Annotated in this window: 19 protein-coding genes and 1 pseudogene; 9 read left to right on the forward strand and 11 right to left on the reverse strand. The window is 67.1% G+C overall.

The annotated features are described in order from the left end of the window. Positions 1-73: 73 nt before the first annotated feature. The 4 genes and pseudogenes from K2L43_RS05870 to K2L43_RS05885 all read right to left on the reverse strand — a co-directional run bounded on the left by K2L43_RS05870 (position 74) and on the right by K2L43_RS05885 (position 3,561). On the reverse strand, positions 74-1,336 hold the full coding sequence (locus K2L43_RS05870; protein ID WP_172206573.1) for an MFS transporter: 1,263 nt from the start codon (positions 1,334-1,336) through the stop codon (positions 74-76). A 59-nt stretch (positions 1,337-1,395) separates the two neighbouring features. Then, entirely contained in the window at positions 1,396-2,094 is a 699-nt protein-coding gene (locus K2L43_RS05875; RefSeq protein WP_220638695.1) for a LytTR family DNA-binding domain-containing protein, read from the reverse strand. Then, positions 2,091-3,197 (reverse strand): annotated as a pseudogene (locus K2L43_RS05880) (sensor histidine kinase). Before K2L43_RS05880 ends, K2L43_RS05875 begins: the two are co-directional and overlap by 4 nt. Before the next feature lie 43 nt (positions 3,198-3,240). Next, positions 3,241-3,561, reverse strand: coding sequence for a 2TM domain-containing protein (locus K2L43_RS05885; RefSeq protein WP_103737238.1), 321 nt, complete (start codon positions 3,559-3,561; stop codon positions 3,241-3,243). Positions 3,562-3,793: 232 nt separating this feature from the next. On the opposite strand from K2L43_RS05885, the gene K2L43_RS05890 reads away from it, so the two are divergent. Further along, positions 3,794-4,618: an undecaprenyl-diphosphate phosphatase gene (locus K2L43_RS05890; protein WP_011804585.1), complete on the forward strand. Its 825-nt coding sequence runs from the start codon at positions 3,794-3,796 to the stop codon at positions 4,616-4,618. 5 nt (positions 4,619-4,623) lie between these two features. Here K2L43_RS05890 and K2L43_RS05895 read toward each other — a convergent pair whose 3' ends face one another. The 7 genes from K2L43_RS05895 to K2L43_RS05925 form a co-directional block, all read right to left on the reverse strand. Beyond that, entirely contained in the window at positions 4,624-6,414 is a 1,791-nt protein-coding gene (locus K2L43_RS05895; RefSeq protein WP_220638696.1) for a diguanylate cyclase, read from the reverse strand. Between the two features lie 108 nt (positions 6,415-6,522). Next, positions 6,523-7,338, reverse strand: a complete 816-nt coding sequence (locus K2L43_RS05900) for an alpha/beta fold hydrolase (RefSeq protein ID WP_011804587.1) — start codon at positions 7,336-7,338, stop codon at positions 6,523-6,525. A gap of 8 nt (positions 7,339-7,346) precedes the next feature. After that, entirely contained in the window at positions 7,347-8,174 is an 828-nt protein-coding gene (locus K2L43_RS05905) for a proteasome-type protease (RefSeq protein WP_047350825.1), read from the reverse strand. A gap of 166 nt (positions 8,175-8,340) precedes the next feature. Next, positions 8,341-10,995: a DNA mismatch repair protein MutS gene (gene mutS / locus K2L43_RS05910; RefSeq protein WP_220638697.1), complete on the reverse strand. Its 2,655-nt coding sequence runs from the start codon at positions 10,993-10,995 to the stop codon at positions 8,341-8,343. Between the two features lie 69 nt (positions 10,996-11,064). Further along, a complete protein-coding gene (locus K2L43_RS05915; RefSeq protein ID WP_220638698.1) occupies positions 11,065-12,669 on the reverse strand; it encodes an alkaline phosphatase in 1,605 nt (534 codons plus the stop codon). 14 nt (positions 12,670-12,683) lie between these two features. Further along, complete coding sequence (locus K2L43_RS05920; protein ID WP_220638699.1) at positions 12,684-14,207, reverse strand: GGDEF domain-containing protein; 1,524 nt, start codon at positions 14,205-14,207, stop codon at positions 12,684-12,686. Between the two features lie 93 nt (positions 14,208-14,300). Further along, on the reverse strand, positions 14,301-15,275 hold the full coding sequence (locus K2L43_RS05925) for an NADPH:quinone oxidoreductase family protein (RefSeq protein WP_011804591.1): 975 nt from the start codon (positions 15,273-15,275) through the stop codon (positions 14,301-14,303). Positions 15,276-15,411: 136 nt separating this feature from the next. Here K2L43_RS05925 and surE point away from each other — a divergent pair, with 136 nt between their 5' ends. The 8 genes from surE to rlmN all read left to right on the forward strand — a co-directional run bounded on the left by surE (position 15,412) and on the right by rlmN (position 22,809). Further along, positions 15,412-16,194 (forward strand): 5'/3'-nucleotidase SurE, encoded by a 783-nt coding sequence (gene surE, locus K2L43_RS05930; RefSeq protein WP_015912780.1) that lies wholly within the window; start codon positions 15,412-15,414, stop codon positions 16,192-16,194. Next, on the forward strand, positions 16,194-16,964 hold the full coding sequence (locus K2L43_RS05935; protein ID WP_015912781.1) for a protein-L-isoaspartate(D-aspartate) O-methyltransferase: 771 nt from the start codon (positions 16,194-16,196) through the stop codon (positions 16,962-16,964). Before surE ends, K2L43_RS05935 begins: the two co-directional genes overlap by 1 nt. Positions 16,965-16,975: 11 nt before the next feature. Next, the gene (locus tag K2L43_RS05940; RefSeq protein ID WP_220638700.1) at positions 16,976-17,887 is read left to right on the forward strand and encodes a peptidoglycan DD-metalloendopeptidase family protein; all 912 of its coding nucleotides are present in this window, start codon (positions 16,976-16,978) and stop codon (positions 17,885-17,887) included. Positions 17,888-17,901: 14 nt separating this feature from the next. Further along, on the forward strand, positions 17,902-18,906 hold the full coding sequence (locus K2L43_RS05945) for an RluA family pseudouridine synthase (protein ID WP_157497443.1): 1,005 nt from the start codon (positions 17,902-17,904) through the stop codon (positions 18,904-18,906). 150 nt (positions 18,907-19,056) lie between these two features. Beyond that, positions 19,057-19,761 carry an SMC-Scp complex subunit ScpB gene (gene scpB, locus K2L43_RS05950; RefSeq protein ID WP_220638701.1) on the forward strand — a complete coding sequence of 235 codons (705 nt, stop codon included), beginning with the start codon at positions 19,057-19,059 and terminating at the stop codon, positions 19,759-19,761. After that, the gene (locus tag K2L43_RS05955) at positions 19,758-21,098 is read left to right on the forward strand and encodes a pseudouridine synthase (RefSeq protein WP_220638702.1); all 1,341 of its coding nucleotides are present in this window, start codon (positions 19,758-19,760) and stop codon (positions 21,096-21,098) included. The genes scpB and K2L43_RS05955 overlap by 4 nt, the downstream gene beginning before the upstream one ends. Positions 21,099-21,174: 76 nt before the next feature. Further along, positions 21,175-21,600, forward strand: coding sequence for a nucleoside-diphosphate kinase (gene ndk / locus K2L43_RS05960; RefSeq protein WP_011804598.1), 426 nt, complete (start codon positions 21,175-21,177; stop codon positions 21,598-21,600). An 84-nt stretch (positions 21,601-21,684) separates the two neighbouring features. Further along, on the forward strand, positions 21,685-22,809 hold the full coding sequence (gene rlmN / locus K2L43_RS05965; RefSeq protein ID WP_220638703.1) for a 23S rRNA (adenine(2503)-C(2))-methyltransferase RlmN: 1,125 nt from the start codon (positions 21,685-21,687) through the stop codon (positions 22,807-22,809). Position 22,810 lies beyond the last annotated feature (1 nt).

Raw genomic sequence — 22,810 nt, forward strand, 5'->3', positions numbered from 1 at the left:
AGTTGGCATGTGACGCTATTTAATTGATAGCTGTTTGCGCTTATCCTGTAAGCGATAACGGCAGATTTGACTGCTATCTTTCACCCTGCGGCGGATGCGGCAGCAGCCGAAACGCCAGCGCCGCCAACGCGAGCAGCACGGCGATGCTGGCCATCACTGCCAGGTAAGGGTCCGTCCCCCCGCGCTTGGCAAGGGACGCGACCAGCCCCGTGAGCCACTGCATGGCCGCCACACCCAGGAACATGGCCATGGTGAACACCGCCATGGCCCGCCCGGTGAGCGCCGCCGGGTAGGCCGCGCGCACGTCCGCGTACTGCAGCACGATGAAGCCCGACAGCAGCCCCACGGCCAGCATGCAGGCGACGTCCAGCAGGGCGGAGTGCGGCAGTACCATGGCCGCGAACAGGACCGCCATGGCCAGGGTGCAGGTCACGATCCAGCGGCGGCGCCGGGCGGGGCCGGGGTCGATGCGGCCGAACAGCATCGGCCCGCACAGCGCCACCACCGACAGGGCCAACGCCACGTTGCCGCTTTGCACCAGCGAGAAACCGTGGCGCTCGATCAGCATGGGCCCCAGCCACAGGCCGCGCAGGGAGATGAGCGCCGCATAGGTCACCGCGCCCAGCACCACGATGCCCCAGGTGTGCGGCACGGCGAACAGCGCGGCGAAGCGCAGCACCGCCTCGCGCACGGACTCGCGCGGGGCCTCCTGCTGCGCCGGCGCGGCGACGGGCTCATGCACGCTGCGCCAGATCCACAGCCAAGCCGCCAGCGCCAGCGCCGCCAGCACCACGAAGCCCGCGCGCCAGGACCACTGCTGCACCAGCCAGGCCAGCGGCGTGCCGGTGAACAGCATGCCCAGCGTACCCAGCGCCATCGCCATGCCCGACATCGCCGCGAAGCGCTGCGGCGCGAAATGCCGTGCAATGAACACCGTGCACACCAGGAAGGCCGGCGCGCAGCCCACGCCGATCAGCGCCTGGCCCAGCAGCAGCGCGCCGTAGCCCGGCGCCAGCGCCGACAGCAGCGCCCCCGCGATACACAGCGGAAACGCCGCCAGGATCGTGCGGCGCACGCCATACAGGTCGATGCCGATGCCCATGAAGAGCTGCATGGCGCCAAAGGCGAAATGGAAGGCGCCCGCGAATACCCCCAGCGCTTGCGGCGACAGCCCGAAGTCCGCCTGCAGCGGCGCGGCCATGATGGCGGCCACGGTGCGAAAGGCCGAGCTCAATGCGAAGCCCGAGGTCAGCGCCACCAGCATCAGCAGGGCGGCGCGCGGCGCCATGGCGATGGGGGCGGGTGGAAGCGGCGCGGCGGAGGGGGCGTTGGGCATGGGGCCCGAGGCTACACCGGACGCGGCGCGCGTGCAGGCGCGTGCGCACCGGCCCGCGCTTACATGGCCTTGAACAGCGGCGCATACAGTCGGCTCACCGCCAGCCGCTCAGGCCGGCCCCGCAACTGCAGATGCATCCGGCCCGCTTCGTCGCGCACGGCACTGGCGATGGCGGCGGCACGCACCAGCGTGCCCCGGTGCACCTGCCAGAAGTCGGCCGGATCGAGCTGCCCGGCCAGTTCCTTGAGTGGCGTGCGGATCAGGTATTCACGCTCGGCGGTGAGCACACGCACGTACTTGTCGGCCGCCTCAAAGTACACGACCTCCTGCACAGGCACGAGGTGGATCTGCGTGCCGCTGCTGGCCTGGATCATGCGCAGTGGCGCGCCGCCGCCCGCTGGGGGCCGCACCGATCCGCCCAGCCCTGGGGCCTGCGCCAAAGCGCGCAACTGGGTCAGCGCTTGCTCCAGCGCCGGCAGCGCGCCAGGGGCGGCGCGCTGTGCCAGCAGTTGCTGCAGCCGCTGCACCGTCTGGCGCAGCCGCGCGGGCTGCACGGGTTTGAGGAGGTAGCCCACCGCCTGGGCTTCAAAGGCCTGTACGGCGTATTGGTCGTAGGCGGTGACGAAGACCAGCGCGGGAAAGGCTGCGGTATCGGGCCAGGCATCGGCCAGCTCTGCTGCCGCCTCCAGGCCGCTCTGGCCGGGCATGCGGATGTCCAGCAGCAGCACGTCGGGGCGCAGCGGCCAGCAGCGGCTCATCCTCGGCAATCAGGGCTCGGGGGAATGTCGAGTGCATGGTGCTTCAAGGGAAAAGTGATGATGCAGGCCGTGCCCTGTGCGCTAGCAGCTATCAATTCGAGAGTGCCAGCGTCGCCGTACAGGGTGGCGAGGCGCTCGCGCACCTACTGCAGGCCAAAGCGCGCGGTGGTCGTGCCCGCGGTGCCCGCGGGTGGTGTGTCGCGCAGGCCCGCGCCGGTGTCACGCACGGCCAGCTGCACGCGCGCCGCCGGGGTGCCGCCCTGCAGCAGCGCGGCCTGTACGTGGATGTGGCCACCCTGCACCTGTGGCTCCAGGCCGTGGCGGATGGCGTTCTCCACCAGCGGCTGCAGCAGCAAGGGCGGGACGGGCACGTTGCGCAAAGCCTCGGGCAGTTCCAGGGTGTAGTCCAGGCGCGGGCCCATGCGTACGGCCATGAGGGCCAGGTAGTCCTGCAGCCGCTCGAACTCGTCGGCCAATGGGTGCAGCGCGGCGCGCGATGCGCCCAGGGTGGCGCGCAGGTAGGCGATGAAGTGGTCCAGCATCTCCTGGGCGCGCGGCGGATCCGTGGCCACCAGCACGCGCAGGTTGGCCAGGGTGTTGAACATCATGTGCGGCTCCAGCTGCGTTTCCAGCAGCTTCAGGCGTGCCTCGGCCGCGTCACGCTGTACCTGGGCCACGCGCGCCTGCAGAAAGCGCGCCTTGCCCCGGCTGTGGAAGAAAAACGAGATGGATGCGCTGGCCGCGATGGTGACGACCAGGGTGGACACGGCCTCGTGCCCGCGCAGCCAGGCCAGGTCGCCCAATGCGCCGCCGTTGTACAGGTGTCCCACCACCGAGCCGGAGACAAAGCCCATGGCCGTGCCCGCAAAGATGAGTACCGCTCCCCATGGCCGCCGCGGCCACGGAATGGCGCTGTGGCGTGTGAGCGCCATGCGCCCCAGGTCCACCGTGAACCAGCTCACCAGGCCGATGGTGAGCGAATACACCAGGTTCGCATCCCAGGGCGTGGATCTCGCCAGCGTGACGCCCAGCGCCACCAAACAGCAGAACGCCGCCGTGGTCAGCAGCCGGCAGAGGAAGGCGATGGGGTGGTTGACGCTCATGGAACAGGCGGGGTGCGAGCCATTGTGCTGCAGGGCCGGCCCGTCATTGCGGTGCCGAGTCGTTGTGGCCGCTGCGCTCGCGTGCCAGCGCCGCCCGCTCGCGTGCGACAAGCGCTTCGCGCCAGTGGGCTCCGGGCAGGGCCAGCCACACGACCGCCCCATGCAGCAGCAGGCCCAGGCCCCAACCGAGAGCGGGGTAGGGTGTCCAAGTCCGCCCCTGCATCAGCGCCAGGCCCGCCAGCGCCAGCTGAACGGTGAGGTAGACGCCCGCGTGCAACAGCCAGCCCAGCTTGGCGCCCGCGCGCCGCCGGGCCAGGCGGTCGAGGGTATCCGGGCGGTTCGGGGAATGAAGAGAGTGATGCATGGCGCGTCTCCAGACGGGGTACTGCACCCCGTTGCCGTACTGTGCAAGGAGAGGGGGCCCACCAAACAGTGCATTGCGACGAACGGCAGCCGCGTGGCGCGGGCGGTTGCCTGGCGGGCGCGAGCGGAGCCGTTCTGGCGTATGGCCCGGCAGGACACAGGGCGTGACACCCGTGTCACGCCGCACGGGGCTGATAATCCGCGCTTTGCTTTTCCGCTGTCAGGACGCTTGCGTGGACACTCTCTTGCTGCTCAAGGCCGCCATCATGGGCGTGGTCGAAGGGCTGACCGAATTCCTCCCCATCTCTTCCACCGGCCACCTGATCCTGGCCGGGTCGCTGCTCGGGTTTGACGATGCCAAGGCCAAGGTCTTCGACATCGCCATCCAGACCGGCGCCATTTTCGCGGTCATTCTGGTCTATTGGCAGCGCATCCGCGCGACGCTGGTGGCGCTGCCCACCGAGCGGCAGGCGCGTCGTTTCGCCTTGAACGTGCTGATCGGCTTCCTCCCGGCCGTGCTGCTGGGCCTGTTGCTGGGCAAGGCCATCAAGGCGCATCTGTTCACGCCGGTGGTGGTGGCCAGCACCTTCATTCTGGGCGGCTTCGTCATCCTCTGGGCCGAGCGGCGCCAGCAGGCCGCCGTGCGCATCCATGCCGTGGACGACATGACGCCGCTGGACGCGCTGAAGGTCGGCCTGGTGCAGTGCCTGGCCATGGTGCCCGGCACCAGCCGCAGCGGTGCCACCATCATCGGCGGCATGCTGCTGGGGCTGTCGCGCAAGGCGGCCACCGACTATTCGTTCTTTCTCGCCATCCCCACGCTGATCGGCGCAGGCGTCTACAGCCTCTACAAGGAGCGCGCGCTGCTGTCGGCGGCCGACATTCCGCTGTTTGCCGTAGGACTGGTGTTTTCGTTCATCAGCGCCTGGCTGTGCGTGCGCTGGCTGCTGCGCTACATCAGCTTGCACAGCTTCGTGCCGTTCGCCTGGTATCGCATCGCGTTTGGCCTGGTGGTGCTGGCCACGGCATGGAGCGGCCTGGTGACCTGGGCCGAATAGCCGCGTCAGGACGACGCCAGCGCCAGGTCCCCCTTGTTGCGGCGCACGCAGAACTTGCCCCGCTGCTTGCCGCTGTACATGGCGGCATCCGCCAGGCGGATGAGGGTGCCGGCGTCGCAGGCGTCGTCGGGCGCGAGTGCGTAGCCGATCGTCAACCCCACGCGGATCTCGACGCCCTGCACGTAAAACGGCGTCAGGAAGGATTCCAGCAGTGCGATCCCGAGATCGTGCGCCTGCATCACGCTGGGCAGCTGCTGGGCCATGACGACGAATTCGTCCCCGCCCAGCCGTGCGATCAGGTCGGCGTGGCGCAACTGGGCGCGCAGCCGCTGCGCCACGGCCACCAGCAGCCGGTCGCCCACGGCGTGCCCATGCTGATCGTTGACGGGTTTGAAGCCGTCCAGGTCCAGCATAAACACGGCCAGCAGCCGGTCGGCTTGCGCATGGGGCAGCGCGGCGCCCAGGGCTGCGTCCAGGCCGCGCCGGTTGGGCAGGCCGGTGAGGGGGTCGGTGCGGGCCAGCGACATGAGCGCATCGCGCTCCCGGCTGGCGTCTTGCACTGCGTCACGCAGGCGTGCGTGGCGCAGGCCCAGCATGCGCATGAACAGCAGCATGTTGACCACGGCTGCAATCTGGAAGAGGTGCATGGGCCAGAATCGGGCGGGGAGCTCCCCATGCACCAGCAGAGCGAGCGCGACGGCGGTGCCGATATAGACTAGCCATGCGAGCAGCAGCGTGTGCCCCACGGGGTCGTTCTCGTGCATGCGCCGCGCGGCCACGGGCAGGCTGACCAACGCCGGCAGCGGCCCCAGAAGTGCCAGCGTGGCGAGGGTCGCGGGCGTGTTCAAAACGTTTGACAGGAACGCGGCGCAGAGCAGGACGGACAGCGCGGCTCCTCCCTGCATGGTGCGCAGAAATCGACCGGGCCGGTTGTCGCGCGCCAGCGAGTGCCCCATGAACAGGAAGGCGCCGATCACCGCGATGCAGACGAACAGCGGGCCGGCGTGCTGCTGCATCCAGGGGTGGTGCCCCCAGATGAACAGGGTGCCGATGCCAAAGAAGTGGATGGAAAACCCCGCGCTGCCCAGCACCAGCAGCGCGTAGTAGGCGAACACCTTTTCCCGTAGCGCAACGGCCTGCAGCAGACCGTAGATGAACAGGCACAGCGCCAGGCCCACGAACAGGCCCTGCAGCATCTGCTCGCGCAGCATGGGCGCAGCCATGTCTCGCCAGGTGCCGATGCGCAGCGGGACAATCATTCCGCCCATTGTGCGCACGCGCACCAGCAGCTCGTAAGTGCGTTCGTGCTCCAGCGCCAGAACCACCGCGGGGGTGCGCCAATCCAGCGCGTGGGGGCTGGGCTGCTGCAGGTTGCCCAGGGCGTGATGCTGCAGCACCTCGCCGTCCGCCACCAGATAGACGTCGAGTTCGTTCAGCAGCGGGAAGTCCACATTGATGACCCAGGGCCCTGCGCGCGCCTGGGGGACCAGTGTCGCCTTCAGCCACACGGCATCCGGGCGCACGCCCAGTGAACCGCCGCGCGTCGCAGGTGCCACGAACTCCGTGGGCGTGGCCAGTATCTCCTGCACCGTGCGTGCCAGCGTGGGGTCGGAGCGCATGCACAGGTGGGCCCACAGATCCACGGGGCCCCTGCCCGGCTCCAGCACTGTGGCTCTGCAGGCCTGCGCCGGGCCGGGGTGCAGCGCGCCGAGCAGGCACAGCATTCCGCCCAGCACCGCGCGCAGCCGCACGCCGCCAGGCAAGATTCCGCACCAGAGCAACAGCAAAAGCCGCATCGCACCCTCCGCAGGAGGTTCAAATGTATCACCGCGTAACGACTGCGGTGTGAGCGGATAGAGGGCAAGTCGCCGCGGGCTGCCGCGGGCTGTTGCGGACTGCCCGTGTCAGGAATCCGCGATATGGGCCAGGTTCAGCAGCGCGGCTTCGATCGCCGCGGCCGTGGCGCGGGGCTGCTCCATGGGAAAGAGGTGACTGCCGTCCAGCATCGTCACGCGGCCCTGGGTGATACGCTGGGTCATCGCCATGCCGACCTGGCGCATCTCGGCGGAATCGCGCCCGCCGATGAAGGCGGCCGGGCAGCGCAGCGGATGCGCGTGCAGCAGCCGGGCCAGGTTGTGGGGCAGGGTGTTGTAGATCTGGGTTTCCACCGCGCGGTCAAAGGCCAGCACGCGCTTGCCGTCCTGGTCCTGCAGGCCGTGTGTCACGTAGTCCCGCAGCACGCGCGGGTCCCAGTGGGCGAAGGCCTTCTTGCGGCGAAAGTGCTCCAGCGCCTCCTCGTTGCTGGACCAGCTGTTGCGCCGCGCGCGGCTCACGCGCCCGGGCGAGACGGCGCCCACCACCTGCGTCTGCTTGGCGACCCCCAGGGCACTGGCGCGCCAGCCGCCGATGAGGGGCGAGTCGATCAGCACCACGCCCCGTGCCAGCTCGGGGTGGCGCGCGGCGGCCATCACGCTCAGGAAGCCCCCGAGCGAATGGCCCACCAGGAAGGCCTGTTCGCCGCTGCGTTGCTGCTGCTCGGCGGCAAAGTCCGCCAGGTGCTGCACCAGGTGGGGCCAGTTGTTGCTGACGGGGTATTTCTCGTCATGGCCATAGCGTTCGATGGCGCTGACGCGAAAGCCGCGCTCGCGCAGGTCATCGAACAGCACGCGGTAGGTGCCGGCGGGAAAGCTGTTGGCGTGGGAGAAAACGATGCAGGCCATGGAACGGTTCACACGAGCTTGTCGCGCGGTGTGGTGATCTTCTTGATGGGCCGGCTGCGCAGGGGCTCCACGCGGATGGGCACTTCGGTGACGCCGCCGTTCCAGGCCGGGTCCTCGATGCTGTCGAACACCTGGCGCAGCTTCTCGCCCCAGCTGTCGTGCAGCATGCGGAAGTAGGGGTTGTGCTCGTCGATGCACACGATCTTGTCGGTGGCGAGGCGCCCCTCCTCGTATACCACGAGGTCCAGCGGCAGGCCGACCGAGAGGTTGGACTTGAGCGTGCTGTCCATGGACACCAGCGCGCACTTGGCCGCCTCGCTCAGCGGCGTGTGGGGCGTGATCACGCGGTCCAGCACGGGCTTGCCGTACTTGGACTCGCCCACCTGGAAGTACGGCGTCTCGGCCGTGGCCTCGATGAAGTTGCCTGCCGAATACACCTGGAACAGGCGCATGCCCTCGCCCTTGATTTGGCCGCCCAGCAGCAGGGAGACGTTGAAGTCCACCCCCGCGCGCTGCAGTGCGGCGCCGTCGCGCTCGTACACGCGGCGCACCGCCGAGCCCAGCACGCGCGCCACGTCGAACATGCTGGTGGCGTTCCACAGCGTGATGGGCGTGCTGTCGCCGGGCTCCTGGATCTGCTCGACCTGCAGGATTTCGCGCACCGACTGCGAGATGCTCAGGTTGCCGGCCGACAGCAGCACCATGAAGCGGTCACCAGCCTGCTCGTAGACCATCATCTTGCGAAAGGAACTGATCTGGTCCAGCCCGGCGTTGGTGCGCGAGTCGGACAGGAACACCAGGCCGGCGTTGAGCTTGATGGCGACGCAGTACGTCATGGGATGGGCAGTGAAGGCGAAGAGGGCGAGTGTAGGGCGCTTTGCCGGGCGGCCGTGTCGCGGCTGCGGCGCTGCGGCGGGCGCAGGGCGGGCATGCTCATGAGGTTGTATTTGCTACCATAAACATAGCAGCTAGCGCTTTACTGGTAAGCGCTAGAGCCTTATTTTATTCAAAACCGGGCGTGCTCAGCCGCTTGAGCTGGTAGAGCGCGTCCAGCGCCTCGCGGGGCGACAGCTGGTCCGGGTGGATCTGCGCCAGGGCGGATTCCACGGGGCTCACGGTCGCCACCTCGGGCGCGGGCGGCGGAGCGAACAGGTCCACCTGCAGCTCATCCTCGCCCGCGCGTTCTTCCAGCGCGGCGAGCGTGTGGCGCGCGTGGTGCAGCACGGCGGCGGGCACCCCCGCCAGCTTCGCCACCTGGATGCCGTAGCTGCGGCTGGCGGGGCCGGGCTGGATCTCGTGCAGGAAGACGATGTCGTGGCCGGACTCGGTGGCGCCCACGTGCACGTTCACCGCGTGCGGGTGGCGCGCCGCTAGTTCGGTCAGCTCGAAGTAATGCGTGGCGAACAGCGTGAACGCGCGGGTCTTGTCATGCAGATGGGTGGCGATGCCGCTGGCCAGCGCCAACCCGTCGAAGGTGCTGGTGCCCCGGCCGATCTCGTCCATCAGCACCAGGCTGTGCGGCGTGGCGGCGTGCAGGATCTGCGCCGCCTCGGTCATCTCCAGCATGAAGGTGGACTGGGCATTGGCCAGGTCGTCGGCCGCGCCGATGCGGGTGTGGATCGCGTCGATGGGGCCCAGCCGGCAGGCCGCGGCCGGCACGTGGCTGCCCATGCTCGCCAGCAGCACGATCAGGGCGACCTGCCGCATGTAGGTGGACTTACCGCCCATGTTGGGGCCGGTGATGATCTGCATGCGCGCGTTGGCGTGCAGGCGCGTGTGGTTGGGGATGAAGGCGCCGCTCGATGTTTCGGCCAGCCGGGCCTCCACCACGGGGTGGCGGCCCGCCTCGATGTCGATGCAGGGCTCGTTGACGAATTGCGGTGCGCACCAGTTGAGCGTGAGCGAGCGCTCGGCCAGCGTGCACAGCACGTCCAGCGTGGCCAGCGCCTGCGCCAGCCGCGTGAGCCGCGGCACGTGGGGCTGGAGCTGGTCGAGCACCTGCTCGTAGAGCCACTTCTCGCGCGCCAGGCCGCGCTCCTGCGCCGACAGGGCCTTGTCCTCGAAGCTCTTCAGCTCGGGCGTGATGAAGCGCTCGGCGTTCTTGAGCGTCTGGCGGCGGCGGTAGTCGCCCGGCACCTTGTCCACGTGGCTGCTGGTGACCTCGATGTAGAAGCCGTGCACCTTGTTGAACTGCACGCGCAGGTTCGGGATGCCGGTGCGCGCCTTCTCGCGCGTCTCCAGGTCGAGCAGGAAGTCGTCGCAGTTGTTCTGTATGGCGCGCAGCTCGTCGAGCTCGGCGTCGAAGCCCGGGGCGATCACGCCGCCGTCGCGCACCAGGGCGGCGGGCTCCTCCAGGATGGCGGCGCGCAGCAGCGCCGTGCATTCCGCCGGGGGCTGCAGGTCGTTGAATATTTCAGCCAAAAAGGCCTCTGGCGCTTGACTGGACTGCGCCAGCAGCTCTGATTTCTGTAGTGTGCTGCACAGCGCCACCAGCTCGCGCGGGCGCACCTGGCGCAGCGCGATGCGGGCGGTGATGCGCTCCACGTCGCTCACGCCCTTGAGCGCGCCGCGCAGCAGCTGCCATGGGCCCTGGCCGCCGCCGGTGCCGCGCAGGGCCTGGGTGGCGGCCAGGCGCCGGCGCGCGTCGCCGCGGTCGCGCCGCGGCTCCAGCAGCCAGGTCTTGAGCAGGCGGCTGCCCATGCCGGTCATGCAGGTGTCCAGCAGCGAGAACAGCGTGGGCGCGTCCTCGCCGCGCAGGGTCTTCACCAGTTCCAGGTTGCGCCGCGTGGCCAGGGGCAGGTGGATCAGTTCGTCGCTTTGCTGTACGCGCACGCCGTGCACATGGGTGAGTGCGCGGCCCTGCGTGTGCTCGGCGTACTGCAGCAGCGCGGCGGCGGCGGCGTGGGCGTGGGGCAGGCCCTCGGCATTCCAGGCCTGCAGGCTGGCCGCGCCGAGCTGCTCCAGCAGCTTGCGCTCGCCCAGGGCACCATCGAACTGCCAGTCGGGCCGCAGGCTCATGGGGCAGGTGAACACGCCGCCCTGGCGCAACTGGGTCAGTTGTTCTTCAAAGCGCTGGGTGATGCCCGCGCTGTAGATCACCTCGCTGGGGGCAATGCGTGCGAGCCAGGTGCCCACGTCGGCCTGTGCACATTCGGCCAGCTGCACCACACCCTGGGTGACGGAGAGCCACGCCAGGCCGCAGCGCGCACGCGCGCCCTGGTGCACGGCCAGCAGCATGGACTCGCTCTTGTCGGACAACAGTTCGCTATCGGTGAGCGTCCCGGGGGTGACCACACGCACCACCTTGCGCTCCACGGGGCCCTTGGCGGCGCCCACTTCGCCCACCTGCTCGGCAATGGCGACCGACTCGCCCATCTTGATGAGGCGGCCCAGGTAGTTCTCCAGCGCATGAAAGGGCACGCCTGCCATGGTCACCGGCTGGCCGGCCGACTGGCCGCGTTGGGTGAGGGTGATGTCCAGCAGGCGCGCGGCCTTCTCGGCATCGGCGTAGAAAAGCTCGTAGAAGTCGCCCATGCGGTACAGCAGCAGCGTGTCGGGGTGCTGGGCCTTCAGGGCCAGGTACTGCGCCATCATGGGGGTGTGGTTCGAGAAGTCGGCCTCGTCGGGGCGCGGGGTGGGCGCGGGTTTCCCGGTCATCTGCGTGCGTGTTCCTTGGGTGCGGACGAAAGTGGCAAGGCGCGCGATGCGCCAGGATTGGTGCGGGCCCTAGGCCGGCTGCGGGCCGGGGCGGCCGTCTTCCACCACGAACCGGGCCAGAGTGTACGCGGCGCTGCCGGCATCCAGCGGGTCGCGCAGGGCGCGCAGCGTGGTGGTCCAGCGCGTGGGCGTGATGTCGCACAGGCCGTAGCCGCGCTCCTCGCAGCGGGCCAGCAGTACATGGGGGTTGTGGCGGGCGATGGCATCCACCTTCTCCTGCGTGGTGCCGGCGCGCGAGGAGATCGACGTGCCGCAGAACTCGCTGGCCAGGATGCGCGGCGCACCGTGGGCATGCGGCCCGTGTGGCGCCATCACGTTGCAAACATAGTTCTGGTGGATGTCGCCGCCCAGCAGCACCGTGTTGCGCGGCGGGTGCTGCGCCAGCGCCTGCAGCAGGCGGTTGCGCGCGGCGGGGTAGCCGTCCCAGCTGTCGGTGGACTGCAGGCCCGAGGGATAGCGGCGTGGCGAGAACAGGGTCTGCTGCGCCAGTACGCTCCAGCGCGTAGCTTGGTTGCGCGCATCGGCTGCCAAGCCCGCGTGCAGCCACTGCTCCTGTTCCCAGCCGAGGAAGCTGCGGTGGCTGTCCAGGATTTCGGGGCAGGCGTCGGGCCGCACCGCGCCGGTCGCACCCTTGCCCGGCGTGCGGCAGGCCTGCAGGTCGCGGTACTGGCGTGTGTCCAGCATGTGCAGCCGCGCCAGGCGCCCCCAGAGCAGGCGGCGGTGGATCTGCAATTGATGGAAGCCGGAGCCGGCCAGCGTGGATGCGCGCATCGGCATGTGTTCATAGAAGGCCTGCCACGCGGCGCTGCGCAGCGGCAGCCATTCGGCGCGCTCGCCTCGGCCCAGGCCAGCGGCGTAATCGTTCTGTACCTCGTGGTCGTCCCAGGTCACCGCCCACGGGGCGCAGGCGTGCGCGGCCTGCAAGGCGGGGTCGCTCTTGTGCAGGGCGTAGCGGTCGCGGTAGTCCTGCAGGTTGCGAGGCAGGCGCAGCGGGTGCACGCGGGCCAAGCCCGTGGCGTCCTGTGGGCTGGGATATTCGTAGATGTAGTCGCCCAGGAACAGCACCAAGTCGGGCTGGTCCGCGCAGGCATGCCGCCAGGCGGCGTAGTGGCCGTGCTCCCACCGCTGGCAGGAGGCGAACACCAGTCGCAGGCGCCCGGGCAGCGCATCCGGCGCGGGTGCGGTGCGGGTGCGGCCGACGGGGCTGGTGGCGTCACCCAGCATGAAGCGGTAGTGGTACCAGCGGTCGGGGCGCAGGCCGGCCACCTCCACATGCACGCTGTGGCCCAGTTCAGGCAGCGCCATCGCCGTGCCGCGCTGCACGATGTGGCGAAACTGCGCGTCGTCGGCCAGTTCCCAGCGTACGGTCAGGGGGCCGGCCCAGGGTGCGTGGGCGCCGGCCAGGTCCGCGGGCGGAAGCACGCGGGTCCAGAGGACCACGCCGTCGTGTACTGGGTCGCCGCTGGCCACACCCAGACCAAAGGGGTCGTGCCGCACGGCGGCCTGGGCCCAGGCCCAGCGGGGTAACTGCGTGGCCATGCCGGCCCAGGCGGCCTGACGCAGCAGTGTGCGGCGGGAGATGTCAAGCGAAGGCGGGTGCACGGGACATCGCACAAGGGGTCCAGGCGTCAGGCAGCAACCACGCGGTTTTTGCCGGTGCGCTTGGCCAGGTACATGCCCTGGTCGGCGCGGCGGATCGCGTCGGCGCTGCCTTCTTCGCCCTCCACCTGGGCCACACCGGCGCTGAAGGTGATGAGCACCCGCTCCTGGTCTTTGAGGAAGTAGCGCGTGGTCAGCTCGCGTTGCAGGCGTTCCATGGCCTTCACGCCTTCCGCCAGTTCGGTGTCGGGCAGGATGATGACGAATTCCTCGCCGCCATAGCGCGCCAACTGGTCCTGCGGTCGCATCACCTCGCGGGTGACCTGCGCCAGATGCACCAGTGCCGCGTCGCCGGCGGTGTGGCCCAGGCGGTCATTGATGGACTTGAAGTTGTCCACGTCCAGCAGCGCCACGCACAGCGGCGCGTCCTGGCGGCGCGCACGCGCGACCTCGCGCTCCATGGCCTCGGCAAAGCCCTTGCGGTTGAGCGAGCCCGTCAACGGGTCGTGGCGCGCCTGGGCGCTCGCGCGGTCCAGCTCCTGGCGCAGGTGGTCGATTTCGGCGTGCTTGGCCTCGGTGCGCTCGCGCAGTTCCTGCAGTTCGCCGCGCGTCACCCGGCTGCTCAGCGCCATGGCGCGCGTGGCGGCCATGACTTCCTCCAGCAGCGGCATGATGTCCTGCAGCTGCGTGGCCTGGCTGATGCGCTCGGCGCAATCCTCCATCTTGGCGTTGTAGGCGCTGCTGGATTCATCCATCTGCGCCAGGCGCTCGATGAACGTGGCCAGCAGTTCGCGCATCTGCATCTGCGCGTGAACGGTGCGTTCCTTGGCCTCAGTCTGCTTGAAGATGACGTCCTTGAGACGTCGCTGCACGTCGTCCAGCCGGCGCAGCGTGAGCGGCGGGGTGGAGGCCGCAAGCAGTGCCTCGGCCTGGCCGTGCAGCCACTCGTCGTCCATGCTCAGGGCGGCAATGTTCTCGAACACCAGGCGCAGCAGGCTGAGCAAGCTCAGCCGGATGGCGGCTTGGTCTTCCGCCGCGAAAGACAGGCGGTAGCTGAAGTTGCCGAGCATCAGCTCGGCGGTGGAGACGGGTGGGTCGGGCTCGCGCAGGAAGGTGCTCAATTGCGCAGCCAGCTCATGCACGCGGGCATCGTCCTCACCCAGCGCCGGCAGGGTGTTGTCCACCAGCCGCGCCAGATTCTGCGCCAGTGCCAGCGGCAGGTGGTCAATCCGGGTGCTCGCGGGCTCGGGCGCGGCCACGGGCGAGAGTCCCAGGTTGGCGTATCCCACCAACACGTTTTGCAAAACGCCCCAGTCCTGCTGGGTGATGGCGGTTTCCAACAGGCCCAGCAACCGCTTCTGCGCCGGGGTCTGGCCGGGGATCACCCGCGAGATCTGCCGCAGCTGGGCGCTGGGAAACGCCGGCGCGCTGGTGGTGCCGGCCACTTCGTCATAGAGGGCCTGGTAGTGGTCGGGCGTGGGAGGAAGCCGGCGCGTAGCGAGTAGCTTGAGCGTCTCGCGGGCAATTTCAGAAGGGGATTTTGCGGAGGCCATCTGCAGGGACGCAGGAAGATGCAAACAGCCAAAAGTGTGACAGAGTGCAGCCCGCTTGGATAGCAGGCCGGGTCAAGCCATGTGTAAAGCGTGTCAGTTGACCAGAACCAGTTTGCCGATCACCGCACGTGCGCCCATGTGGGCAAACGCGGCGGGTAGCTGTGACATGGGCATGGTTCGGTCGATGGCTGGCCTGATCTTGCCCTGCGCATACCACTGGAGCAGGGTGCCCATCATCGAAGCATTGGCCTGGGGCTCGCGCTTGGCGAATTCGCCCCAGAACACGCCGACGACCGAAGCACCCTTGAGCAGTGGCAGATTCAACGGCAATGAAGGGATGGGGCCCGATGCGAAGCCGACCACCAGATAGCGGCCTCGCCAGGCGATGGAGCGAAATGCGGGCTCTGCCAGTGCGCCGCCCACCGGGTCGTAGATGACGTCCGGTCCCCGCCCATCGGTCAGTGACTTGGCGGCGTCGCGCAGGTCCTCCACGCTGTAATTGATCACGGCATCGGCGCCCAGCTTCAGGCACACGTCGCATTTTTCGTCCGTGGAGGCGGCGGCGATCACGCGCGCTCCCTTGGCCTTGGCGATCTGAATCGCGGCGGTGCCCACGCCGCCAGCCGCGCCCAGCACCAGCACAGTCTCGCCAGCCTGGAGCTGGCCCCGGTCCAGCAGGGCGTGGTAGGAGGTTGCATAAGTCATGATGAATGCCGCCGCATCCACATGGCCAAAGCCGTCCGGCAGGGGTATACAGCGTGCGGCCGGGGCGATGGTGTGCGTGGCGAAACCACCCGTGCCGCTGAGACAGGCCACGTTTTGACCCACCTGCAGATGGCTGACGCCGTCGCCCACGGCCTGCACGACGCCCGCGAACTCAGAGCCGGGCACGAAAGGCAGGGGGGGCTTGATCTGGTACTTGTTCTGCACCATCAGCAGGTCGGGAAAATTCAGGCTTGCCGCGCGGATCTCGACGAGGACCTCGCCTGCCTTGGGAGCCGGGTCGGGCAGTTCTGTCCAGGCCAGGGCCTCGACGCCGATGGGGTTGGTGCAGAGCCAGGCGTGCATGAATGTCTCCTTGGTCGCTACGAATCTGTTGGGCGGGCATCATAGGGGCCGCCTCGGAGGCTGGGTTGTCCCTTGCGTGACCAGCGACAGCGTGTGTGCGCGCTCCTACAATGCCAGCCGTTCCGCCTTCCAGACCATGAAAATCCTCATCTCCAACGACGACGGCTACCAGGCGCCTGGCATCGTGGCGCTGCATGACGCCCTTAAGACCATTGCTGATGTGGAAGTGGTGGCTCCCGAACACAACAATAGCGCTAAGTCGAACGCCCTGACGCTGCATTCGCCGTTGTATGTGCAAACCGCGCACAACGGCTTTCGCTATGTCAATGGCACGCCTGCCGATTGCGTGCACATTGCGCTGACGGGCCTGCTGGGTTACCGGCCCGATCTGGTGGTCTCCGGCATCAACAACGGCGCCAACATGGGCGACGACACAATTTATTCCGGCACGGTGGGTGCTGCGATGGAAGGCTATCTTTTCGGGATCCCGTCCATCGCCTTTTCGCAGGTGGACAAGGGGTGGGGCGAGATCGAGTCGGCTGCGCGCAAGGCGCGCGAGATCGTTCAGCAGATGGATCGCCAAAACCTGGTCGGCGAAGCCCCCTGGCTGTTGAATGTCAACATTCCCAATATGCCGTATGACGCATTGCGGCCCTTGCGCATGTGCCGCCTGGGCCGGCGCCATGCGGCAGAGCGTGTCATTGAGCAGCAGAGCCCGCGTGGGGAACTGATGTACTGGATCGGTGGCGCTGGCGCCGCCAAGGACGCGGCGGAGGGCACCGATTTTCATGCCACGGCGCACGGCCATGTATCCGTCACGCCATTGAAGGTGGACCTGACCGATTACGACGGACTGGGGTATTGGGCGCAGACGGTGGCCCGTCTCGTACCAGCGCAGGCGTCCGGCGAGGTGGCTTGATGCAGCGGCGGCCAGGTTTTCCTGCGCGGATCGACTGGCGCCAACCCGGTGCACCCACCGCGGCGCCACCGGTAGGCGCGCGCCGCGAGGTGCAGCCGCCCACGCCGCACGGCGTGGGGCTGGACTCCGCTGCCGTGCGCGCACGCATGGTGCAGCGACTCGCAGCCTCGGGCATCTCGGCGGGGGCGGTTCTTCAGGCCATGGGAATGATTGAGCGGCATCGTTTTGTCGACACCGCCTTGGCCAACCAAGCCTATGAGGACACCAGTCTGCCCATCGGACTGGGTCAGACCATTTCCAAACCCAGCGTGGTAGCACGCATGATCGAATTGTTGCTAGGGGCCGAGTGCGCGCGCGGAAATGGAATGGGCCGGGTACTGGAGATCGGCACGGGCTGCGGCTATCAGGCAGCGGTGCTGTCGCGTGTCTCGCGCGAGGTGTATACCGTTGAACGCTTGCGCGCGTTGCATGAAAAGGCGCGAGACCACTTGCGCCCGCTACGCCTGGCCAATGTGCACCTGATCCTGGGCGATGGAATGCTGGGTTACCCCAGCGGCGCGCCCTATGCGGGCATCATTGCCGCGGCGGGGGGAGATAGCCTTCCCGCCGCGTGGTGCGAGCAACTTGCCGTGGGTGGCCGGCTGGTCGCCCCACTGGCGGGCGCCGACGGCCAACAGATGCTGCTGGTCGTTGATAAAACTGCGCAAGGCTTGAAGCAGGGCATTCTGGAAGCCGTGCATTTCGTCCCCCTAAAATCGGGGATCGCCTGAAGGATTTGCTTATGTTGGTATCGCGTAGTCTTGTGGTTTGGGGAGTTGCCGTGCTGGCTGGCGGTTTGCTGGCGGGGTGCAGCACCCCGATCAACAGGGCTCCCGTGGAAGATCGCGGCACCTTTGCCGCGAGCAGCGGCACGACGGGGTCCGCCGGGGCCGTGCCTGAGGTCAAGCCCTTGCCTGGTGCTGAGAACGCGGGCAAGCCTGGCTACTACACCGTGAAGCCAGGCGACACGCTGATTCGCATTGGCCTGGAAAACGGGCAAAGTTGGAAAGACATCGCGCGCTGGAACAACCTGGAAAACGCCAACCTTATCGAGGTGGGCCAGGTGCTGCGTGTGGTGCCCCCTGTTGCGGCTGCGGCGACTGCGGTGGCATCTGACACCGGTGTGGTCACCCGCCCCGTCACGTCTTCGCCCTTGGCTGCAGCATCGGCTGCGAGCGCACCCAAGCCGTCGGCATCGGCGGCGTCTACGCCGGCTGCGGTGGCCCCGGCAGCGGCACCCAGCGCGCCGGCGGTGGCCACCGCGCCGGCCGCAGCCGCTGCAACGGATGACGTCAACTTCATCTGGCCCTCGTCGGGCAGCCTGTTGGCGGGATTCGACGAGGTGCGTAACAAGGGCTACGACATTGGCGGTAAGGCAGGCGATCCGGTGCTCGCCGCTGCCGATGGGCGTGTGGTGTACGCCGGGGCTGGGCTTCGCGGCTATGGCAACCTGGTGATCTTGAAACACAACAACACCTATCTCACGGCCTATGCGCACAACCAGACGCTGCTGGTGAAGGAAGACCAGAACGTGCGCCGGGGGCAAAAGATTGCCGAGATGGGAAGCACGGACGCGGATCGTGTGAAACTGCATTTCGAAATCCGGCGCCAGGGCAAGCCTGTGGACCCCGCCCGCTACCTCCCCTCCCGTTGAGCGCGCCGGCTTCCATGGGAGAGGCGTCCTGGCTGGAGGATGCTGATCCGGCAGAGACAGGTGGGAGTCAGGCGGACGAGTTTGAGGCGGAACTGCGGGAGGTCGTCGTGGGCGCCGAGCAGCATGCTCAGCGGCTGGACAAGGCACTCGCGGAACTGGTCCCAGAGTTTTCCCGCAGTTATCTACAGCAGTTGCTGCTCCAGGGCTGCATACGCCTGAATGGGCGGGAGGTACAGAAGCCCGCGTCCAGGGTCAAGGCCGGGGACCGCATCGCGGTCGAGATGCGCCCTACGCAGCAGAGCCAGGCTTTTCGGCCCGAGCAATGGCCATTGGATGTGGTGTATGAGGATGAGCACATCCTCGTGATCCACAAGCCTGCGGGGCTGGTGGTGCATCCCGCGCCCGGCAATTGGAGCGGCACGTTGCTGAACGCCTTGCTTGGCCGGGATGCGCAGGCGATGCAGGTGCCGCGTGCGGGCATCGTCCATCGACTGGACAAGGACACCAGTGGCCTCATGGTCGTTGCGCGCAGCCGGTCGGCCATGGATGCACTGGTCCGCATGATCGCTGCGCGCGAGGTCAGCCGCCAGTATGTGGCGCTGGGGTGGGGCGGCTGGACGGGGGCCGCACATCGATCGGTGCATGCCCCGATCGGTCGTGACCCGCGCAATCGCCTGCGGATGGCGGTGGTCGATCTGGCGCAGCATCCAGGCAAGGAAGCCCGCACCGATTTCGACCTGATAGATGCCAACGAGGAGGTGTGCCTCGTGCGTTGTACGCTGCACACGGGGCGAACGCACCAGATCCGCGTGCATATGGCATCCATGCGTCATCCCTTGGTGGCAGATGCACTGTACGGCGGCGCGCTGGCCGGGCCTATGCATCGACAGGCGCTGCATGCATTCCGGCTGGCGTTTGTACACCCGGTCACTGGCGCTGCCCTGGAGTTCCACGCGCCGCTGCCGGAAGACATGGCGCAGGCGCTGGATTTTTGGGGGCTGCGCTACAATCGTTCCTGACGGCTGTTCTGCCGTGAACCGCCGGCCAGCATGAGCTACCGGCCCCGTGAAGGCGCATTGCCACGCTCTGCTTTCTGCGCCGCAATATCTCCAACCCAAGGCGCAGCCTCCCGTTTGATGCGAGGCTGCCTTTCCAGGGACTGTTGGACCATGAATTCGGTGGACGCCAAACGGGTTCTTGAAACCGCGTTGATCTGTGCCCCGCAGCCTGTATCGATCCGTGACTTGCGGACATTGTTCGATGACGCGCTGGGTTCCGATACAGTAAAGATGCTGCTGCTGGAACTGCAGCAGGACTGGGCCTTGCGAGGGGTGGAGTTGGTACAAGTGGCCACAGGTTGGCGTTTCCAGAGCCGGCCCGAGATGCGCGAATTTCTGGACCGGCTGCATCCTGAAAAGCCGCCCCGCTACACGCGAGCGACGCTGGAGACGCTGGCCATCATTGCGTACCGGCAGCCCGTAACCCGCGGGGACATCGAAGACATCCGCGGGGTGACGGTCAACAGCCTCATCATCAAACAACTGGAGGACCGCGGCTGGGTGGAGGTCATTGGCCACCGCGAGACAGTGGGCCGGCCTGCGTTGTTTGCCACCACACGGCAGTTCCTGGACGATTTAGGACTGCAATCACTGGATCAACTGCCTACGCTCGAAGACCCCGGCGTGCAGGTCAGCATGTTTGAAGCGCTGGGCGCCATTCAGGGGGCACCGCAGAGCGAAGACACTGCAGGGGTACCTGGGGACGGCGCGCAGGTGCCGGCCGTAGACGAAGTAGATATTGAAGATGCCCCTGATCTGGTAGTGGGCGCGACACACAGTGGTGCCGAAGAGGGGCCACGGGACATTGACATATGAATGATGAATCTCACAAGGATCCGGACTCCATGGGGGCGCGCTCGCCTTCGCCCGCATCGGAGGCTGCTGCGCCGCGCAGGCCCCGCAAGCGCAAGTCTGCGGAAGGCGCGCTTCAGGAGGATGCGGCAGTGCCGCAACTCAGTGCTGACGGTGCCCAATCGGACGTGAAAATGCAGGAAGTGCATGAGCAAGGCGCTGCTGTTGAGGTGCCACGACAGTCCAGCGGCCATGCTGCCAAGCGCGCGCCGAAGGGCGATGGCTATCAGTTTGCCGACGTGGTGTCGGGTCAGTTCGACGAGGATGAAGCCAACGCCGAGCTCGCCCCCGCCAAGCGGGTGCTGCTTCCCCAGCCAGAAACCCCCAAACTGCACAAGGTGCTTGCCCAGGCGGGCATGGGGTCTCGGCTGGAAATGGAGCAGCTCATCCTGGAAGGTCGTATTTCCGTCAACAACGAGCCGGCCCATATCGGGCAGCGCGTGCAGTTTGGGGACCAGATAAAGGTCAACGGCAAACCCATCCGCTTCCGTATTGCACCACCGCCGGTACGCGTGATTGCATACCACAAGCCAGTGGGCGAAGTGGTCACGCATGACGATCCGCAAAACCGCCCCACGGTGTTTCGCAAACTCCCCCGGCTGCAGCAGGGCAAATGGCAATCCGTCGGGCGGCTGGACCTGAATACCGAAGGTTTGTTGCTATTTACCAGTTCGGGGGAGCTTGCGAACAAGTTGATGCACCCCCGCTTCGGGCTGGAGCGTGAATATGCAGTCCGCGTGTTGGGTGCGTTGAGCACCGAGGAAAAGCAGCGCTTGCTGGAAGGCGTGCCGCTGGAGGATGGCATGGCTTCCTTTGGCTCCGTGGAAGACGGCGGTGGCGAGGGCGCCAACTGTTGGTACCGGGTCACCATCTCTGAAGGCCGTAACCGCGAGGTCCGCCGTATGTTCGAGGCGGTAGGGCATGCGGTGAGCCGGCTGATTCGGATTCGCTATGGGGCCATGATGCTGCCGCGCGGGCTCAAGCGCGGGGCGTGGCTGGAGCTTGATGAGCGCGACATTCGTGCCCTGATGCAGGCGGCAGGTGCGACGCTGGACGGTGGTGGTGCGCGCCCCACTAGTGGCCAGGGCAGGGGCGCCCGCAAAGGCGATCGTCGATCCGCGGGGCCGGGCAAGGCATCTGGCAGTGGGCGTGACAAGACGGGGGGGCGTGCGGGGCGATCGCCCTCACCGAATGCCCAGCCGGACCCGATGAAGACGTCGCTCGGCTATATCGGGGCCGACAGTTTCTCGCGCCATCGCCAACAGCAACGCAACAACGGGCCGCGCCGCGGCGGACGTTAGGGGATTGGCGTAAAGCTAAAATTGACGGTTTGCCTTCAGGGCAAAAATACCGCAACACCTCACTAGGAAAACCAACATGGCTATCGAACGCACCCTTTCCATCATCAAGCCGGACGCAGTTGCCAAGAACGTGATCGGCCAGATCTATGCGCGCTTTGAAGCCGCGGGCCTGAAGATTGCTGCTGCGCGCATGATCCACCTGTCGCGCGCCGAAGCCGAGCAGTTCTACGCAGTGCACAAGGAGCGCCCCTTCTTCAAGGATCTGGTGGACTTCATGATTTCCGGCCCCGTGATGGTGCAGGCCCTGGAGGGTGAGAACGCCGTCCTGAAGAACCGCGAACTCATGGGCGCGACCGACCCCAAGAAGGCTGCGCCCGGCACGATCCGCGCCGACTTCGCGGACAGCATCGACGCCAATGCGGTGCACGGCTCCGACGCTGCTGAAACCGCCCAGGTGGAAGTGGCCTTCTTCTTCCCCGGCCTGAACATCTACTCGCGCTAATGCAGTGGCTCCGCGTGCCGGGCGGTCCTGGTTTGGCCGCCCCCGCGCGGATGCGCTATGTGGGCGTGGGCATCCGTGAACGTTATGACCACGAACCTTCTGGATTTTGACCTGGACGGCCTGGCTGCTTTTTGCGAGCGGCTGGGAGAAAAACGTTTTCGGGCCACGCAACTGTTTCGCTGGATCCACCAGCGCGGTGCCAGCGATTTTGACCAGATGAGCGACCTGGCGAAATCGTTGCGCGAGAAGCTCAGGGGCTGCGCCCATGTGGCAGGGCTGCAAGCCATCAGCGAACATGTCTCTGCGGACGGCACGGTGAAGTGGCTGTTCGACGTGGGCGACGGCAACGCCGTGGAGACAGTCTTTATTCCTGAGGACGATCGCGGCACCTTGTGCATCTCCTCGCAGGCTGGATGCGCCGTAGGCTGTCGTTTTTGCTCCACCGGTCACCAGGGGTTCAGCCGCAATCTCACTACTGGCGAAATCCTGGCCCAGCTCTGGTACGCCGAGCACGCACTACGGCAGCGCCGCGGTGACGGTGAACGCGTGATTTCCAACGTGGTGATGATGGGAATGGGCGAGCCGCTGCAGAACTATGCTGCACTGGTGCCTGCGCTGCGAGTCATGCTCGATGACCATGGTTACGGCTTGTCGCGGCGTCGCGTAACCGTGTCTACCTCAGGCGTCGTGCCCATGATGGACCGCTTGGCGCAGGATTGTCCTGTGGCGCTCGCTGTTTCGCTGCATGCTCCCAATGACGTGTTGCGCGACAACCTCGTTCCCCTGAACCGCAAGTACCCGCTGCATGAACTCATGGCGGCGTGTCGGCGTTACTTGGACCACGCGCCGCGGGACTTCATCACTTTTGAATACTGCATGCTGGAAGGCGTGAACGATCAGCCAGAGCATGCGCGACAGTTGATTGACCTGGTGGGCCGCAAGGCGGCCGACGGCGGGGTGTCGTGCAAGTTCAATCTCATCCCCTTCAACCCGTTCCCGGCTTCCGGTCTGCGCCGATCTCCCCCGGCGGCTGTGACGGCTTTCGCACAATTGTTGAGTGACGCGGGTATCGTCACGACCGTTCGCAAGACGCGCGGTGACGATATTGATGCGGCATGCGGACAACTGGCTGGCGATGTGAAGGACCGAACACGGGTCAATGAACGCATGGCCAAGCTCAGGACCATCGAGATCAAGCCGGTCATCTGAC

The sequence above is a fragment of the Diaphorobacter sp. MNS-0 genome (assembly GCF_019602835.1).
GTDB lineage: Bacteria > Pseudomonadota > Gammaproteobacteria > Burkholderiales > Burkholderiaceae_C > Diaphorobacter > Diaphorobacter nitroreducens.

Excerpts from the sequence above, each read along its gene's own strand:
- K2L43_RS05870 (WP_172206573.1), bottom strand. The coding sequence starts at position 1,336 with ATGCCCAACGCCCCCTCCGCCGCGCCGCTTCCACCCGCCCCCATCGCC.
- K2L43_RS05875 (WP_220638695.1), bottom strand. The coding sequence starts at position 2,094 with ATGAGCCGCTGCTGGCCGCTGCGCCCCGACGTGCTGCTGCTGGACATC.
- K2L43_RS05885 (WP_103737238.1), bottom strand. The coding sequence starts at position 3,561 with ATGCATCACTCTCTTCATTCCCCGAACCGCCCGGATACCCTCGACCGC.
- K2L43_RS05895 (WP_220638696.1), bottom strand. The coding sequence starts at position 6,414 with ATGCGGCTTTTGCTGTTGCTCTGGTGCGGAATCTTGCCTGGCGGCGTG.
- K2L43_RS05900 (WP_011804587.1), bottom strand. The coding sequence starts at position 7,338 with ATGGCCTGCATCGTTTTCTCCCACGCCAACAGCTTTCCCGCCGGCACC.
- K2L43_RS05905 (WP_047350825.1), bottom strand. The coding sequence starts at position 8,174 with ATGACGTACTGCGTCGCCATCAAGCTCAACGCCGGCCTGGTGTTCCTG.
- mutS (WP_220638697.1), bottom strand. The coding sequence starts at position 10,995 with ATGACCGGGAAACCCGCGCCCACCCCGCGCCCCGACGAGGCCGACTTC.
- K2L43_RS05920 (WP_220638699.1), bottom strand. The coding sequence starts at position 14,207 with ATGGCCTCCGCAAAATCCCCTTCTGAAATTGCCCGCGAGACGCTCAAG.
- K2L43_RS05925 (WP_011804591.1), bottom strand. The coding sequence starts at position 15,275 with ATGCACGCCTGGCTCTGCACCAACCCCATCGGCGTCGAGGCCCTGGCC.
- surE (WP_015912780.1), top strand. The coding sequence starts at position 15,412 with ATGAAAATCCTCATCTCCAACGACGACGGCTACCAGGCGCCTGGCATC.
- K2L43_RS05935 (WP_015912781.1), top strand. The coding sequence starts at position 16,194 with ATGCAGCGGCGGCCAGGTTTTCCTGCGCGGATCGACTGGCGCCAACCC.
- K2L43_RS05940 (WP_220638700.1), top strand. The coding sequence starts at position 16,976 with ATGTTGGTATCGCGTAGTCTTGTGGTTTGGGGAGTTGCCGTGCTGGCT.
- K2L43_RS05945 (WP_157497443.1), top strand. The coding sequence starts at position 17,902 with ATGGGAGAGGCGTCCTGGCTGGAGGATGCTGATCCGGCAGAGACAGGT.
- scpB (WP_220638701.1), top strand. The coding sequence starts at position 19,057 with ATGAATTCGGTGGACGCCAAACGGGTTCTTGAAACCGCGTTGATCTGT.
- K2L43_RS05955 (WP_220638702.1), top strand. The coding sequence starts at position 19,758 with ATGAATGATGAATCTCACAAGGATCCGGACTCCATGGGGGCGCGCTCG.
- ndk (WP_011804598.1), top strand. The coding sequence starts at position 21,175 with ATGGCTATCGAACGCACCCTTTCCATCATCAAGCCGGACGCAGTTGCC.
- rlmN (WP_220638703.1), top strand. The coding sequence starts at position 21,685 with ATGACCACGAACCTTCTGGATTTTGACCTGGACGGCCTGGCTGCTTTT.